The organism is Pedobacter suwonensis (genome assembly GCF_044762335.1).
Classification (GTDB): Bacteria; Bacteroidota; Bacteroidia; order Sphingobacteriales; family Sphingobacteriaceae; genus Pedobacter.
In genome coordinates this window covers 35,210-49,986 of record NZ_JBIWEB010000013.1, presented here as the reverse complement: position 1 = coordinate 49,986, position 14,777 = coordinate 35,210, and the positions used below count along the sequence as shown (strand labels likewise).

General features: G+C 38.8%; 15 protein-coding genes. 5 read left to right on the top strand and 10 right to left on the bottom strand.

Annotated elements, in window-relative coordinates:
• Positions 1–61 precede the first annotated feature (61 nt).
• The 5 genes from ACIQXP_RS18250 to ACIQXP_RS18230 are packed head-to-tail and all read right to left on the bottom strand — an operon-like array spanning position 62 to position 4,770.
• Positions 62–1,039, bottom strand: a complete 978-nt coding sequence (locus ACIQXP_RS18250) for an AAA family ATPase (RefSeq protein WP_387506576.1) — start codon at positions 1,037–1,039, stop codon at positions 62–64.
• Positions 1,020–2,210: a DUF4350 domain-containing protein gene (locus ACIQXP_RS18245; protein ID WP_387506574.1), complete on the bottom strand. Its 1,191-nt coding sequence runs from the start codon at positions 2,208–2,210 to the stop codon at positions 1,020–1,022. Before ACIQXP_RS18245 ends, ACIQXP_RS18250 begins: the two co-directional genes overlap by 20 nt.
• Positions 2,207–2,935: a DUF4129 domain-containing protein gene (locus ACIQXP_RS18240; protein WP_387506571.1), complete on the bottom strand. Its 729-nt coding sequence runs from the start codon at positions 2,933–2,935 to the stop codon at positions 2,207–2,209. The genes ACIQXP_RS18245 and ACIQXP_RS18240 overlap by 4 nt, the downstream gene beginning before the upstream one ends.
• Position 2,936: 1 nt before the next feature.
• Positions 2,937–3,821, bottom strand: coding sequence for a hypothetical protein (locus ACIQXP_RS18235; protein ID WP_387506569.1), 885 nt, complete (start codon positions 3,819–3,821; stop codon positions 2,937–2,939).
• A gap of 1 nt (position 3,822) precedes the next feature.
• Positions 3,823–4,770, bottom strand: a complete 948-nt coding sequence (locus ACIQXP_RS18230; protein ID WP_387506566.1) for a stage II sporulation protein M — start codon at positions 4,768–4,770, stop codon at positions 3,823–3,825.
• Positions 4,771–4,965: 195 nt separating this feature from the next.
• Between ACIQXP_RS18230 and ACIQXP_RS18225 the strand changes: the two genes are divergently transcribed.
• Complete coding sequence (locus tag ACIQXP_RS18225; protein WP_293742720.1) at positions 4,966–5,709, top strand: RDD family protein; 744 nt, start codon at positions 4,966–4,968, stop codon at positions 5,707–5,709.
• Here ACIQXP_RS18225 and ACIQXP_RS18220 read toward each other — a convergent pair.
• From ACIQXP_RS18220 to ACIQXP_RS18200, 5 genes are all read right to left on the bottom strand, one after another.
• Positions 5,706–6,032, bottom strand: a complete 327-nt coding sequence (locus ACIQXP_RS18220) for a DUF2752 domain-containing protein (protein ID WP_387506564.1) — start codon at positions 6,030–6,032, stop codon at positions 5,706–5,708. The two genes, ACIQXP_RS18225 and ACIQXP_RS18220, sit on opposite strands and share 4 nt — an antisense overlap.
• Positions 6,033–6,039: 7 nt before the next feature.
• Entirely contained in the window at positions 6,040–6,546 is a 507-nt protein-coding gene (locus tag ACIQXP_RS18215; RefSeq protein ID WP_090983779.1) for a DUF5684 domain-containing protein, read from the bottom strand.
• Positions 6,547–6,633: 87 nt separating this feature from the next.
• Positions 6,634–7,359: an SGNH/GDSL hydrolase family protein gene (locus tag ACIQXP_RS18210; protein ID WP_387506561.1), complete on the bottom strand. Its 726-nt coding sequence runs from the start codon at positions 7,357–7,359 to the stop codon at positions 6,634–6,636.
• Between the two features lie 42 nt (positions 7,360–7,401).
• The gene (lipB, locus tag ACIQXP_RS18205; protein WP_145857736.1) at positions 7,402–8,130 is read right to left on the bottom strand and encodes a lipoyl(octanoyl) transferase LipB; all 729 of its coding nucleotides are present in this window, start codon (positions 8,128–8,130) and stop codon (positions 7,402–7,404) included.
• Between the two features lie 11 nt (positions 8,131–8,141).
• Complete coding sequence (locus tag ACIQXP_RS18200; RefSeq protein ID WP_293742725.1) at positions 8,142–8,789, bottom strand: 4'-phosphopantetheinyl transferase family protein; 648 nt, start codon at positions 8,787–8,789, stop codon at positions 8,142–8,144.
• Between the two features lie 71 nt (positions 8,790–8,860).
• Between ACIQXP_RS18200 and dcd the strand changes: the two genes are divergently transcribed.
• The 4 genes from dcd (at position 8,861) to ACIQXP_RS18180 (ending at position 14,710) form a co-directional block, all read left to right on the top strand.
• Positions 8,861–9,397: a dCTP deaminase gene (gene dcd / locus ACIQXP_RS18195; protein ID WP_293742726.1), complete on the top strand. Its 537-nt coding sequence runs from the start codon at positions 8,861–8,863 to the stop codon at positions 9,395–9,397.
• 767 nt (positions 9,398–10,164) lie between these two features.
• Entirely contained in the window at positions 10,165–12,855 is a 2,691-nt protein-coding gene (locus ACIQXP_RS18190; RefSeq protein WP_293742727.1) for a carboxypeptidase-like regulatory domain-containing protein, read from the top strand.
• A gap of 95 nt (positions 12,856–12,950) precedes the next feature.
• A complete protein-coding gene (locus tag ACIQXP_RS18185) occupies positions 12,951–13,712 on the top strand; it encodes an enoyl-CoA hydratase/isomerase family protein (RefSeq protein ID WP_293742728.1) in 762 nt (253 codons plus the stop codon).
• Between the two features lie 122 nt (positions 13,713–13,834).
• The gene (locus tag ACIQXP_RS18180) at positions 13,835–14,710 is read left to right on the top strand and encodes an SDR family oxidoreductase (protein ID WP_293742916.1); all 876 of its coding nucleotides are present in this window, start codon (positions 13,835–13,837) and stop codon (positions 14,708–14,710) included.
• The last annotated feature ends 67 nt before the right edge of the window (positions 14,711–14,777 follow it).

The window sequence follows — 14,777 nt, the reverse complement described above, 5'->3', positions numbered from 1 at the left end:
TGTTGTTTAGTCGGTAAATTGTTTAAATCGGTTAACTGTAAACTGGCAACTGCAAACTGGCCTACCTCGGTACTTCAATCTTTTTAATGATCTGATGTATAATGTCGCTTGTTGTTAATCCCTCCATTTCCTTTTCGGGCGATAATAATACCCTGTGCGCCAATACGGGGATAGCAACAGCAATGATATCATCAGGTGTAATAAAATCGCGGCCCTGGATAGCAGCAAAAGCTTTTGCGCTATATACGATGGCTAATGATGCCCTGGGCGAAGCACCTAAGTAAAGCGATGAGTTGTTACGGGTTTCGCTTACAATTCTGGCAATAAATTCCAGTAACTTTGGTTCTACAAACAAACTGCGGATTACGCTTCTGGCTTCCAGTATCTGCTGAATCGACAATACCGGTTTTACTTCATTCAGCAATGTTTTATTAACCAGGCTATGTTGTGCCATTAAAATTTCGGTTTCTTCTTCCAGTGAAGGATATTTGACTTCAATTTTAAATAAAAACCGATCTAATTGCGCTTCGGGTAAACGGTAAGTGCCTTCCTGCTCAATAGGATTTTGGGTAGCCAAAACCATAAAAGGCTCATCCATAAGGTAGGTTTCTCCATCAATAGTTACCTGGCGTTCTTCCATCACTTCGAAAAGTGCAGACTGGGTTTTGGCCGGTGCACGGTTAATCTCATCAACCAAAATAATATTACCGAAAATCGGCCCTTTTCTAAATTCAAAATCTCCTGTTTTGGTATTAAATATCGGAGTTCCTAAAACGTCAGAAGGCATTAAATCAGGGGTAAACTGTACCCTCGAAAATTGTGCTTCTATGGATTTGGCAAGCAATTTTGCACTAAGTGTTTTCGCTACTCCGGGTACGCCTTCAATTAAGATGTGCCCGTCGGCAAGCAAACCAACAATTAAGAAATCAATAACTTGTTTTTGTCCGATAATGATATTTCCAAGTACATTTCTGATCTGATTTACCGCTTCATTTAAGGCGCTTAAATCGGTACGTGGGTTAAACTGTTCTTGTTCCATTGCTTTGCGTATTTTTATAAAACTGTTCTATGCTTTCGTTTAAATAAATCAATTGGGTATCACTTAAGTTGCCCATGGTTGGTGTCTTTGCAATATGATTGGTAATGGTTTTGGCCAATGCTTCGTTAATACCTGTTTTTTCCATTAGTATTTGCACAAATTTGCCGTCAATTTCGTTGGTTTTTATATGATATCTGGTTCTTAAATATTCCAGAAAATAGTTAATCTTTTTTAAGGCGATATCGAGGTTGTTGCGTTCGTGGTAATAAACGCTGCCTACTACATGAACAAAAGCCAATGAAGAATTGGTAAGCGGATCGGCAATTGGAATTATTCTCTGACGGCGCTTCATATCGTAAAGCACGAAGATGATCAGGCTGAATATGGCCAGGTAGTAGGCATATTTGAGCTCAGGATGTTGGAAAAATACCCTGAGCATATCGGTAGTGGTGGTTTTTTGTGCGGTGAAATACTCATCAATAATGAGCTGCTGAGTTCCTTGTAAATAACTTAAGGTTTTAGCGGCATATTCTGCACCGTATTTATCCAGCAGATTAAAATTAGTGTAAAAACCTGGCTCCGCAATCAGGTACAGACTTCCTTTACCATAGCTGTAACGGACAAAGTTGGGATTGCCATCTCCGTTCACACCGAGTACAGTAGCCTTATTGGTATCGATTTTATCATAATATTGGCTGCCAATTCCTCTTGCAAAGCCATAGTTTGCCTCCGTTTTTAGGTTTTGATTGGTGAAGTTCAGCGTGCGGCCCTCTGCTGACATAGCGCTAAGTGCTTGAAGCTTTAGGTTTTTTGCTGTTTTTCCCAGGTCATAGCTGGCGATAAAAACGTCATTACCGGTCTGCATGTATTTAACCAGCTGATCGAAATCTGTTTTGTTGATTTCTGTTTGTTGTGCAATAATTAAATATGCGGTTTTGTTAAAATTTTTGCCTTTTAATGTATTGTAAATAGCAGTTTTAGATCGCTTTATTGTTGCCTTTGGTAAAATATCTTTTATCCGGTGGTATAAAATGTAGGTTCCATAAGGAATTTTATCCTTTACAGCATAGGTTGGAGCCCAGTTTGTTGGGGTGGGTTTGTTGTATTGGGCAACCAGGTACAAGAGGATCAGTATGGAACCAATAATCAGATATATTTTATAACCTTTCATTTGATCTGGCTGTTAAACTGATTAAACGATCGGTTAATAGGCTCAAATTTTACTTCATCAATAGGGAAATCGCCATACCAGATGTAATCAAACTGTATGGTGAGTTTACTAAAATCATTTCTTAGTTCGGGCTTATCGATTTCCATTAAATAATGGTAATTGGTTTTATCAGGCTGCCAATGGATAATTTCGGCATCACTCAGTTTTTTTAATGCCCTTAAATATAGAAGCCTAACTGCCAGGCGGAATTTTCTCTCTGCAACCAGCCTTTGCAATTCCTGTTCATAATCTATGTCATGGATATTTTCGGTAATTACATCGTACGGAAGGATTGTGGCTTTAGATTTTTTCCTGAATATGTTCTCGGCCCCGATGGTTTTGATTACGATAAACAAAATAAGTGCTACCCCTAATCCGATAAAAATATACCTCGAAATTAAATTAGAGGTTGCACCCTGAATAAATGAGCCAATCAAATGCCAGAACCACATCCAGAATTTATCCCACCACGACAATTGCTGTTCGCCGATTTCATCATATTGAAATTCTTTCTGTTCTTTATAACTACCAATGGAATCTTTATCGAATTTTAGAGGAGTAAGTTGAGTACTATCTATCCTGATCTCTTTAACAATAGATTTAGGCTTAACGGTTTGCGCTTTGCTGATTACCGGAATAAAGAACAAAAGTGAAGCGAGAAGGTATCGGAGTATTACGCGTTGCATTCTAATATTCTTCAGGTCTGGTATCAATAGGTTTTTCGGTATCGCCGAAATTAGAAATCCTTTCCATTAAGCCGGTACTTTCTTTTTGTTCAACCAAACTGAAATAGGACAATGATATGGTAATAATGGGGATAATGGTAAACACCTGGCATAATGACTGCAGAACTGTTGTGATCATGGTAAGTGTTAACGACATGTGCGGGCTTTCATGCGTAAACATCCCAATCATATTAAATAGGCTGGTAGGTAAAATAATCATGCTCATACAGGCATAAACAATAATCCATACCACGATCAGCGTGCCAAACGTAACCCAGAAATTGTCTTTAATGATATTGAAACTTCTACCGAAGGAATAGCCCAGTGAACCATTTTCAATCACCATTATGGGAAACATCATGGCCACATATGGGAATAACCAAAAGCCGGGCACGAGGCAAAATACAAAAGCGATGATCAACATCATGATTAACAAAAAAGAACTGCCAAAAATCCTGAAGAAGTAATATTTAAAGTAACCCCATACCTCATCAATAGTAGGTGTTTGGTTGCCTTTTTTTACATAAATGGCTATATAGGAAAGTATGGCAACGCTCATACTGGTATAAGAGGCCAGAGAAAATAAAATAGAAAGAAAATACTCTATTCCGTATAATCCAGAAAAGCCTAAGCCATTGCTGTTTCTTCCATTGCCAATAGTATTGATAATATTAACCATTTTATATTGCTGCAATAACATGGTTAACATGCTGGCCAATACAAACAGACCACAAAAGGTAAAGTATATTTTAATGAGTGGCTTAAAATTTTGGCGTATAAAGGTAAAAGTATCATTGATCACTTGTCCGAAATCCCTTCTTTTCTTAAATTCAATTTTCCCTAGCATATTAATATTGCTTATTATGATGGATTTTAATGGGGTAAATAAATATATACCAGATAATAAAAGCTGCAGAAGACAGTAAAATCAGTACACTTAACCATAAAGGCATCCCGGTATGTCGGGTAACGAAGCTTTCAAAAAACGCAGCCACGAAAAAAACGGGAATCAGGCCTATTACGATTTTTAACCCATCTTTTGCACCTTTTAATACAGAAGCCATTCGGGTATAGGTTTTTGGGAACAAAAGACTGTTGCCTAAAACTAAACCTGCTGCACCTGCCAAAACAATAGCCGAAATTTCCAATGTCCCATGAATCCAGATCACCAGAACTGATTGAAAGCCCAGGCCTTTGCTAAAAAAGAAATATTGGAACGAGCCGAGCATGATACCATTTCTGAATAGGGAAACAACAGATCCGAAAGAAAATATGATACCCAAAACAAAAGTGTATAGTGCAACAAAAATATTGTTAAACCCAATTTGCATAAACATCATGAATTCATTACTCTGCTTATACACGCCAAAAGGATCACCTTTTGCAATATTCTCGTTCGTCATATTTACATAGGCATCGCCCATAATCAAACGAACAAAAGTATCGTCGTATTTAGCCGATAAGGCGCCAATGGCGCAGGAAACCAAGAAAAATACCAGGGCATAAAGTACCTGTTTTCGATGTTCGAAGAATATTAAGGGAAGTTCGGTTTTCCAGAAATGGATAAAGCGGTTCGATTTTTCTTTTTTATTTTTATAAACAGATTGGTGTAATTTCGAAGCCAGGCCATTGAGGTAGGCCGTAGTTTTCGAATTTGGATAAAACGTTTTTGAGTAAGCCAGATCATTGGTAATCTCGATAAACTGATTGGCCACTTCATCAGGACTTGCCTGTTGCAACGAATCGTAATGCTGCCACTTCTTCGAATTTTGTTTAACAAATAATGCTTCTCTCATTTAAAGGCGTTACCAAATCTTGGGTTAAAATAGCTAAATTTTTATGGAAATAAAACCCGATTTATTTCCATATGTTTTACCCAGCAAATAAATATACATAGCTAAACCAGCGCTATTGAAAATATAATAAATCTTTAGTTTCAAAAAATAAAGATTTCCCTGCAGCTATTATCTTAAAAAAAATTATGTTTGAATATGGATACCATCAGAATTAGCACGGCTCAGAATGTTGATATTGATTACGAGATTGCCGGCCTTGGAGAACGTATAGCTGCAAGGTGTATAGACTTGGCCGGATTTGCAATTCTTGCTGTAATTACCCTGGTAGTTATGGGCGCTGCCCAGATGGCGATGTCTGGAATTGCTGCAATAATTATCTTTTTTATTTTCCTGGCCATTTTTGTTTTTTACGATCTGGTTTGCGAAATCACCATGGATGGACAAACTTTTGGAAAAAAAGCGCTAAAGATCAAGGTGATCAGCATAGACGGTACACAGCCAACCTTGGGGCAGTATATTTTTAGGTGGTTATTCCGGATGATTGATTTTGGCTTTCCTTTTGGCTGGGGTGTCGTTGCGCTGGTATCGGTAGCAGTAACTAAAAATCACCAGCGATTGGGAGATTTACTGGCTAAAACCACATTAATTAAAACCAAACCACGCACCGAATTGACCAATGTAGCATTCAGCTTTAGTCTGCCTGAAGAATATGAACCGCATTTTAAAGAAGTACTGCATTTAAATGATCGGGATATAGAGCTTGTTCATGAAGTATTAACCAGCTATTATCAAACAGGGAATGCCGATTTAATTTATGCCATGGCGGCAAAAACCAAAGCCCATATTTTGGTAAACATTCCGGCAGGAATGAACGAATTGCAGTTTTTAGAAACGGTATTAAAGGATTATAACCACCTTACAGCTAATATAAGTGTTTAGCTAAAAAACATTTCTTGCAAATAGCAGATCATTACAAAATTACCGACAAGGATAACCAATATTTGAAAGATAAAGGAACGTTGTCTAAACTGAAATTTATACAATAATGCAGTTGAGATAAATAAAAACAGTAAAGGAATAGTAGGTGGATAAAGCGACCAGCTTTTGGATAAATCGCCTTGGATCAGTGCAATAAAAGATCTTTGAAAGCCACAACCCGGACAATCGATTCCTGTTAAAGCTTTAAAAGGACAGGGGATTAAATGATTTTGCAGCCAATCAACCAGGTTGATTAAGCTGCAAAATATAAATATGATAAACATCCTAAAATTATACTACTGGTGGAGTATCATTGGGGTTATTTTGATGATCAGTTGGTTTGTTGAAAGGATTGTTTGTGCTGTTAAAAGGGTTATTTGGATTGTTAAAAGGATTATTTCCAAAACCTCCATTTTGTGCTTCTGCCGCTGACGGGCCTAAGTATTTAGCATCTCCAAAACCTAAGATTGGCCAGAAAATGTAGGGGAAAATAACCATACCAACCGTAAAACCTTCTGATTTTCCAAAACTTTTGCTAACTAAGTTGTAAAGCCAGATGGCAAATACAACGTTAACGCAAGGAATGATCAACCATAAAATCCAAATCATGGGTTTGCCAACAATTTCTAATAAAATAATTAAATTGTAGATAGGGATAATAGCTGCCCAGCCTGGTTTGCCCGCTTTTTCGAACACTTTCCACATGCCCACAATCATTACTACGATTATTGCAAGATATAAGATTGCAATACCGCCTCCAATGCCCGCGGCTACTCCGCTTGATTCATACTCATTCATAGATTTCTGTTTTTAATAGGTGATTAATTTAAATTGTCGAACTAAAATAAATTTTTTAATTTAAAAACAGTATAAATGAGCGTTGAATTATTTCAACACAGCAGATACTTTGGGGAATAAAGCGCTAGCCCATTCGGCATACATTTTACCGCTTGGGTGCAATCCATCGTCTGCTACCAGCGATGGATCAGTCGATGCATTTCTGGATGCAGGTGTGATATTGGTGTAGCTCACGCCGGCTGCAAGTGTTATTTCCTGATTGGCGGCGTTAAAACTATCAATTTCGCTTGCAATGGTTTGTGTACTTCTTCCGGAGTTTTTGCCAAAAGGGGTAGCACCCCAATCGGGTATGGAAACCACAAAAACCCTAGATTTATTCCCCCCTGCATAAGTAATTGCCGTTTGTAATAATTCTGAAAATTCCTTTTTATAGGTATTTAACGGGTAGCCCCGGTACTGATTGTTTACACCAATTAAAAGCGTAACAAAACTAAAGGTACCAGTTAAATTTTCGCTTTTAATGGCCGCCTGAAGCTCATTGGTGGTCCAGCCTGTAACCGCAATAATTTTAGGATTGGCTACAGTGAGGTTTTGAGCCCGTAATAAACCCTGAAGCTGATAAGGAAATGATTCTGCTTGCTTCACCGATTCGCCGATTGTATAAGAATCACCGAGGGCTAAATAAGTAAAATTTCCTGTTCCTTTTGAAGGATTTGTAGCTGGATTAGTTGTTGGCTCGTTAATCATCGGGGCTTTTTTAGTACAGCCCGAAGTTAAGAAAGAAAATAAAATAGCGCTTAATAAAATCTTCATCACTTGATTTACGAAGTAACCTCCAACTTGGTTTTATCGCTACTAAACCAGCTTCATCTTAAATAATTTAGCAATATGGTTTTTCAGTTTGCCTTTCACTTCTTCCATATCCAGCTGATATCCTAATTCTTTGGCCAAAGAGGTTACCGCTTTATCATCAATGCCACAGGGGACAATATTTTTGAAATAATCTAAATCTACATTTACATTAAAGGCAAACCCATGCATGGTCACCCAGCGGCTGCAACGCACGCCCATAGCACATATCTTGCGTGCCTTTTCATTGTCCGCATCTAACCAGACCCCCGTAAAGCCAGGATAACGACCCGCTTCTATTCCATAATCTTTTAAGGTAAGGATAACGGCTTCCTCCAGGGTGCGCAGATATAAATGGATATCGGTAAAGAAGTTATCAAGATCAAGGATCGGGTAGCCTACAATCTGCCCTGGCCCATGGTAAGTAATGTCGCCACCCCGGTTTATTTTATAGTAGGTGGCTTGTTTATCTTTTAATCCCTGTTCATCCAATAGCAAGTTTTCGGGATGCCCGCTTTTGCCTAACGTATAAACATGTGGATGCTCGCAAAATATAAGATGGTTTGGCGTAGGCTTATTGGTGTTGTTTATCCGGTTTTCTGTTTTAATGGCCACTGTTTTATTGAGCAGATCTTCCTGTTTATCCCATGCCTGCTGGTAGTCTGTTAAGCCCCAGTCTGCAAAAATGGTTGGTTTTAAATCCTTGGCAATTGCTTTATCTGCTATCTCATTCATCTCTATGTATATTAAGAATTGCCGGCTACATAGCCCAACATGTATCCGTCTTTTGTTTTAAAGTAATTAATGGTCAACTCCCGCATACCCGAAGGCAGTTCTACAAGTGCATTTAATGAGCCTTCGTTTTTTAGCTTAAAAGGTTTAATATGGATATGTTGCTTAAATTCCAGTCCTTTTTTTCCATGCCACTTATAAATAGCCTCTTTGGCACACCAGGCTACATATAAGCCATCTGTGTTATCGCCAATCTGTTTTTGGGCAAGCTCCAAATCGCTTAAAAACTTGTGTTTAATGCTTTTTATTTTGTGTTTAATAAGTTCAATATCAATACCAACAGGGTGGTCCTTGCTAATCATTACGGCAGCATAATCATACGAATGGCTTAACGAAATATGGTAGTCAAAATTAACCAGATAAGGTTTACCATGTTCATCAAACTGGCAGTCGATATATTCTGTTGTATTCAACATGGTTCTCAAAAGCAACCTCGTGCTTAACCAGTGCAATAGCCTTTTGCCACTGTTTAGCGATGAAATAATATCATGTTCATGCTGCTTAAGCTGCAGTCCGGCCAACAACTCTTCTTCTGTTTCCTCAATTTTCCAAATGGCTAAAACAGAATGCTGATCAATTTTTTTGTGGTAAATTATTGGCATTGATTAAATTGGAGATTACATGCAAAATTATCTTAAATAAATGATAATTTAGGCCAAAAATACGTATAAAAATGATATTATCTGATAGCAGGATATTAGAAGAAATGGAGAAGGGAACAATCATCATTGAGCCTTTTAAACGCGAGTGTTTAGGAACCAACTCATATGATGTGCATTTAGGGAAATATCTGGCTACCTATAAAAGTCGCGTGCTTGATGCGAAGGCGCATAACGAAATCGAACATTTCGAAATTCCTAAAGATGGTTACGTTCTTTACCCGGGTACCTTATACCTTGGTGTTACGGTAGAATATACCGAAACGCATGTGCATGTACCTTTTTTAGAAGGGAAAAGCAGTACCGGGCGATTAGGTATTGATATCCATGCCACAGCAGGGAAGGGAGATGTTGGATTTTGCAATACCTGGACATTGGAAATATCGGTAGCACAACCGGTAAAAGTTTATGCCGGGATGCCTATTGGCCAATTGATTTATTTTGTTGTTGAAGGTAATATTGAAACCATGTACAACTCAAAGGGTAACGCGAAATATAATAATAAAACCACCAGGCCGGTAGAAAGCATGATGTGGAAGAATAAATTCTAAACTATATTCGAATAAAATACTTAATGTAAAAGCGGAAAACTTTAATGCAAAAAGCAGACTTTAAACGAGTGGTCTTAAGCGGGATTGAAGCTGCCATGCAACACTGCATGTTCATTTCCTAAAAATAACATTTCTATTAAAGGGAGCGCAGAGCTTGTACAAAACACAAATTTCTTCCCGTTTTCCGCTTATACGCTTCGCTGCCTCGTGCCTCGTTGCCGCAGGGTACCGCTGCAACCGGGTCTATTTGGCTACACCCGTATTTCATTTTGAGGGTTGCCAGTTGCACAAACCTTTGTTCCTAAACCCTATTGAGCGGAATAGCCCGGAGCGCAGCGAGGATATAAGCGAAGCGGGACTAGCGTCTCCTGGGAATCAGGAACCGCTCGTTTCCTAATAAAAAAATGCAGCATTTTTTGGAGCGTAGGTTTAGTACAAAACACTGAGTTTCCTCCCGTTTTCCGCTTCGCTGCCTCGTGCCTCGTTGCTGTAGGGTACCGCTGCAACCGGGGCTATATTTCATTTGTAGGAGCCCGAGGACTTAAAATGTGCTGGATTACCTGCCGCCAAAGATCACTGAATGTTCATTTCCTAATCCTGTTTTACGCTGTGAGAACCAACCGATATGATATGTCTGGTAATCCTGCTATTTGATAAATAAAGCAATCAACTAAAAAATTAGAAGTAAAACTAAATTTCATGCTTACTTCATAAAAGTATGCCTTAGGTTTTGTACCTTGACACGTATTTAATTGTACCCTAACCACATGAAACTCAAAATTACTCTCGCCATTAGTTTTCTATCTCTGCTTATCGTTTTTGGCGCATTTAAAATGGATGATGATCCGTTTAGTCAGCTTTTAAAGAAACTGGATGATTACACTTCTAAATATCCTCAGGAAAAAGTCCATCTTCATTTAGATAAGCCCTATTATGCCATTGGAGATGATATCTGGTTTAAGGCTTATGTGGTCAATACCAAAACTTCGACTCCTTCTGACATCAGCAAAATCCTGTATGTAGAGCTGATTAATGAAAAAGATTCGTTAAAAAAACAGGTTAAATTACCGATCATGGGTGGTATCACATGGGGCGATTTTAAGTTAACAGATTCACTTGCTGAAGGGAATTACAGAATCAGGGCCTACACTAACTACATGCGAAATTTTGGCACCGAATTCTTTTATGATAAGACCATTAAGATTGGAAATAGCTGGGCTAACAAAGTTTTTACAAAAACAGCTTACAATTTTACGAAAGAGAACAACGCAGATAAGGTTACCGCAACCATTCATTTTGAAGATAAAAATGGTATTGCTTATAGCCAGAACGAAGTAAGTTATGATGTGCAGTTAGATTACCGCTCAGTTAGCAAAGGTAAAGTTAAAACCAATTTAACGGGGGATGCTGTAATTAATTTCACCAATAACCAGCCTTTTCAAAATAAATCAGGAAAAATTATCGCGACCATAACGCTCGATAATAAACAAAAAGTAATTAAATCTATCCCGATTACTTCAACCTCTAACGATGTAGATGTACAGTTTATGCCCGAAGGAGGTACGCTTGTTGAAGAGTTGCCGCAAAAGGTAGCCATCAAAGCGATTGGCTCCAATGGCCGTGGTGAGGATGCTCAAGGTAGTATTATAGATGAAACGGGAAATGAAGTGACCACTTTTTCTACCGATTTCCTGGGTATGGGAAATTTCGTGTTCAATAGTCAGCCAGGCAGATCATATTCTGCAAAAGTTAAGTTTAAAGACGGTTCAGAGAAAATAATCAAACTTCCGGTAGCGGTTAAGAGCGGTTATGCACTTTCGGTAAATGCTTTAGATACGGGTAAAGTAGTGGTTAAGATTATGGCTAGTGCCGATCTTACTAATGGGACTGAATTAAAAGTTGTTGCCCAGCAAGGCGGAAATGTATGTTATGGCTCCAAAGCCAAAATGGATAAACAAGTTCTGATGGCGAGTATCCCAAAAAAGAATCTGCCAACAGGAATTGTTCAGTTTACTTTGTTTTCAGGCAGCAATCAGCCTTTAGCAGAACGTTTGGTATTTATCAATAACAAGTCGGAGTTAATAGATGTATCGCTTAATTCATCCGGTGTATCAAGCTCAAAAAGAGGAAAAGCAGCTTTTACTTTCAATGCAGATAATGATCATAAGCCTGTGTTAGGCAGCTTTTCGGTAGCCGTTACCAATGCCACAAAGGTTGCACCAGATGAAAACAACGAATCAAATATTCTTGCGTCATTGTTACTGACCTCTGATTTGACAGGATATGTAGAGCAGCCCAACCATTATTTCTTAAAAGATGATCTTCAAACACAAAAAGAACTCGATAACCTAATGCTTACGCAGGGCTGGAGAAGGTTTCTTTGGAAAAATATCATCAATAATGTTGGTCCGAATATTACCTATAAGCCTGAACAGTCTATCACCATCAGTGGAACGGTGACGAAAGGCAATAAGCCTGTGCCTGGTGGTAAGGTAATGCTCATGGCCACAAAAGGAACGATGTACATTTTGGACACGGTAACCAATGCCGAAGGAAAATTTGTTTTTGACAATTTAAGTTTTGGCGATAGTACAAAGTTTGTGGTGCAGGCCAGAACGAAAACAGAACGGAAATTTGTAGACATTAATCTTGATATTGTTCCCGGGCAGATTGTGACGAAGAATAAAAATGGCGCAGATGTCGACATCAACGTAAACAATACTTTAATGAAGTATATTAAAGAAAGTGATAACTATTTTAATGAGATGACCCGTTTGGGCCTGCTGGAGCGGACCATTAAACTTGAGGAGGTAACCATTACAGAAAAGAAAAATCCGGCTAAAAATTCATCCAACCTCAATGGAGCCGGCAGAGCAGATTTTATCATGACGGCCGACCAGTTGTCTACATGTGTTACCTTATCCCAATGTTTGCAGGGACGTTTGCCAGGGGTAATATTTAAAGGGAATGTGCCATACCTGATGCGTAGTCAGGATACGCCTATGGGAATTATTGTTGATGGAATGCAAATGGAGGCCGATTTCCTGGATAATGTTGTGCCTATGGACGTAGAATCTATCGAGTTGCTGAAAAGTATTGGCAATACGGCTATCTACGGTTCACGAGGGGGAGGAGGTTTAATTATTATCACCACTAAACGTGGTGACGGAGGCAGAAGTGTAAATAAATATGCACCAGGCATTCTAACGCTTAATCCTAAGGGATTTACGGTTTCAAGAGAATTTTACTCGCCAAAATACGATACTGCAAGCCCTGAAAACAAGCCCGATTTAAGAACAACTATTTATTGGAACCCACAGGTTGTTACAGATAAAGATGGAAAAGCACAATTTGATTTTTATAATGCGGATGAGCCTGGAACCTATCGCGTATTAATAGAAGGAATAGATGCGGCGGGGCATTTGGCCAGAAAAGTTTATACTTATGATGTTAAATAGAGAAAAATAGATAAATTTGAATTAGTATGCATGCATAGTTTATGCCGAGATATTTGTCTTGATACTGGATTCTTAAATCTTGATACTATTTAAATATGAATACAATAAAAGTAAGTGTTAAAGATCGCCTGGCAACCATCACATTAGATAGAGGGAAATCAAATGCCTTAAACCGGGAGTTGATTACTGAGTTAAATGATATGCTTAAAAATATTTCAGCTGATGATAATGTTGGCGGGGTAATATTAACCGGTACGGCACCTTTTTTTTCTGCCGGATTGGATCTGGTAGAACTTTATCACTATAACGAAGAAGAGGCTAAATCTTTCTGGCAGTTGTTTTTGGATTTTACGGCAAATATGGTCTCATTTAAAAAACCAATGGTTGCTGCCATTAGCGGACATAGTCCGGCCGGCGGTTGCGTAATGGCATTGGCATGCGATTACCGGGTAATGGCAGAAGGGCAATACATTATTGGCTTAAATGAAGTGCCGGTAGGTATCATCGTACCTAATAGTATTTTCCAGTTATATGCTTTTTGGATCGGTAAAGCCGAAGCCACCCGCAGTTTACTTTCTGGTAAGTTGTATAATCCGGAAGAAGCCTTAAAAGTTGGCCTGGTAGATGAATTGGTGAAAAACGAGAGTTTATTAACAGCAGCCGAACGTAAGATTAAAAAATACATGGAGCTTGAAAGCAATACCTGGTCGCAAAGTAAAGTAAATATCCGTGAAGAACTGATTGCTGCGGTATCTGCCGACCAATCGGCCACTTTAGAAAAAGTGCTGGCACAATGGTGGTCGCCTGCAACGCGCCATATTTTAAAAACCATTTTAGCTAACTTGCAAAGGAAATAGTTTTCAATTTACGGGTGGGAGTTTCCAGTTGGCGACCTGCTGTATACAGTTACTGGTTTCAACAAAATAATCCTTCCGGCAATTAACCGATTTAAACAGTTAACCAATTAACCAAATTAATGATGTTCAATTATAATTCACCAATGCTCAGAGAAGATGCTTTAAAAGGAAAAACTATCGTGATTACAGGTGGCGGAACTGGACTTGGGAAAGCGATGGGTGTTTATTTTTTGAAATTAGGGGCTAATCTGGTTATTACCAGCCGTAAGCAGGATGTATTACAAAAAACTGCCGATGAAATGGAAGAAAAAACCGGTGGCAAAGTTTTGGCGGTAGCTTGCGATGTGCGGGAAATTGAACAGGTAGAAAACGTACTGGCAAAAACCTTGGAGCGCTTTGGCACTGTTGATATATTATTGAACAATGCCGCAGGTAATTTTATCTCACCCACAGAACGGTTATCAGCCAATGCCTTTTCGTCCATTATCGATATCGTTTTAAAAGGAACGGTTAATTGTACACTTACCTTTGGTAAACATTGGATTAAGGAAAAGCAGCCAGCAACAGTTTTAAATATAATCACCACCTATGCTTTTACAGGTTCAGCTTATGTTGTCCCATCAGCTTGTGCAAAAGGTGGGGTGTTAGCATTAACGAGATCTTTAGCTGTGGAATGGGGTAAATATGGAATTCGAACCAATGCCATTGCGCCTGGTCCATTTCCCACTAAAGGTGCATGGGAGCGTTTGTTACCAGGCGATTTGGCCAAAAAATTCGATTTTAAAAACCGGGTTCCCCTAAAAAGAGTAGGTGATCATCAGGAACTGGCCAACCTGGCCGCATTTCTGGTAAGCGATTTTTCTGGCTATATTAATGGTGAAGTGATTACCATTGATGGTGGTGAGTGGTTGCAGGGTGCAGGCCAGATGAATGGTTTAGAAGCAATCCCGAATGAAATGTGGGAGATGCTGGAGCAAATGACAAGAAACGCGAAGTAAGATAAGATATGAAATGGATAATGTTAGATGTATAATGTAGGCCTGGAATAGAGCGACTGCTCAGTAC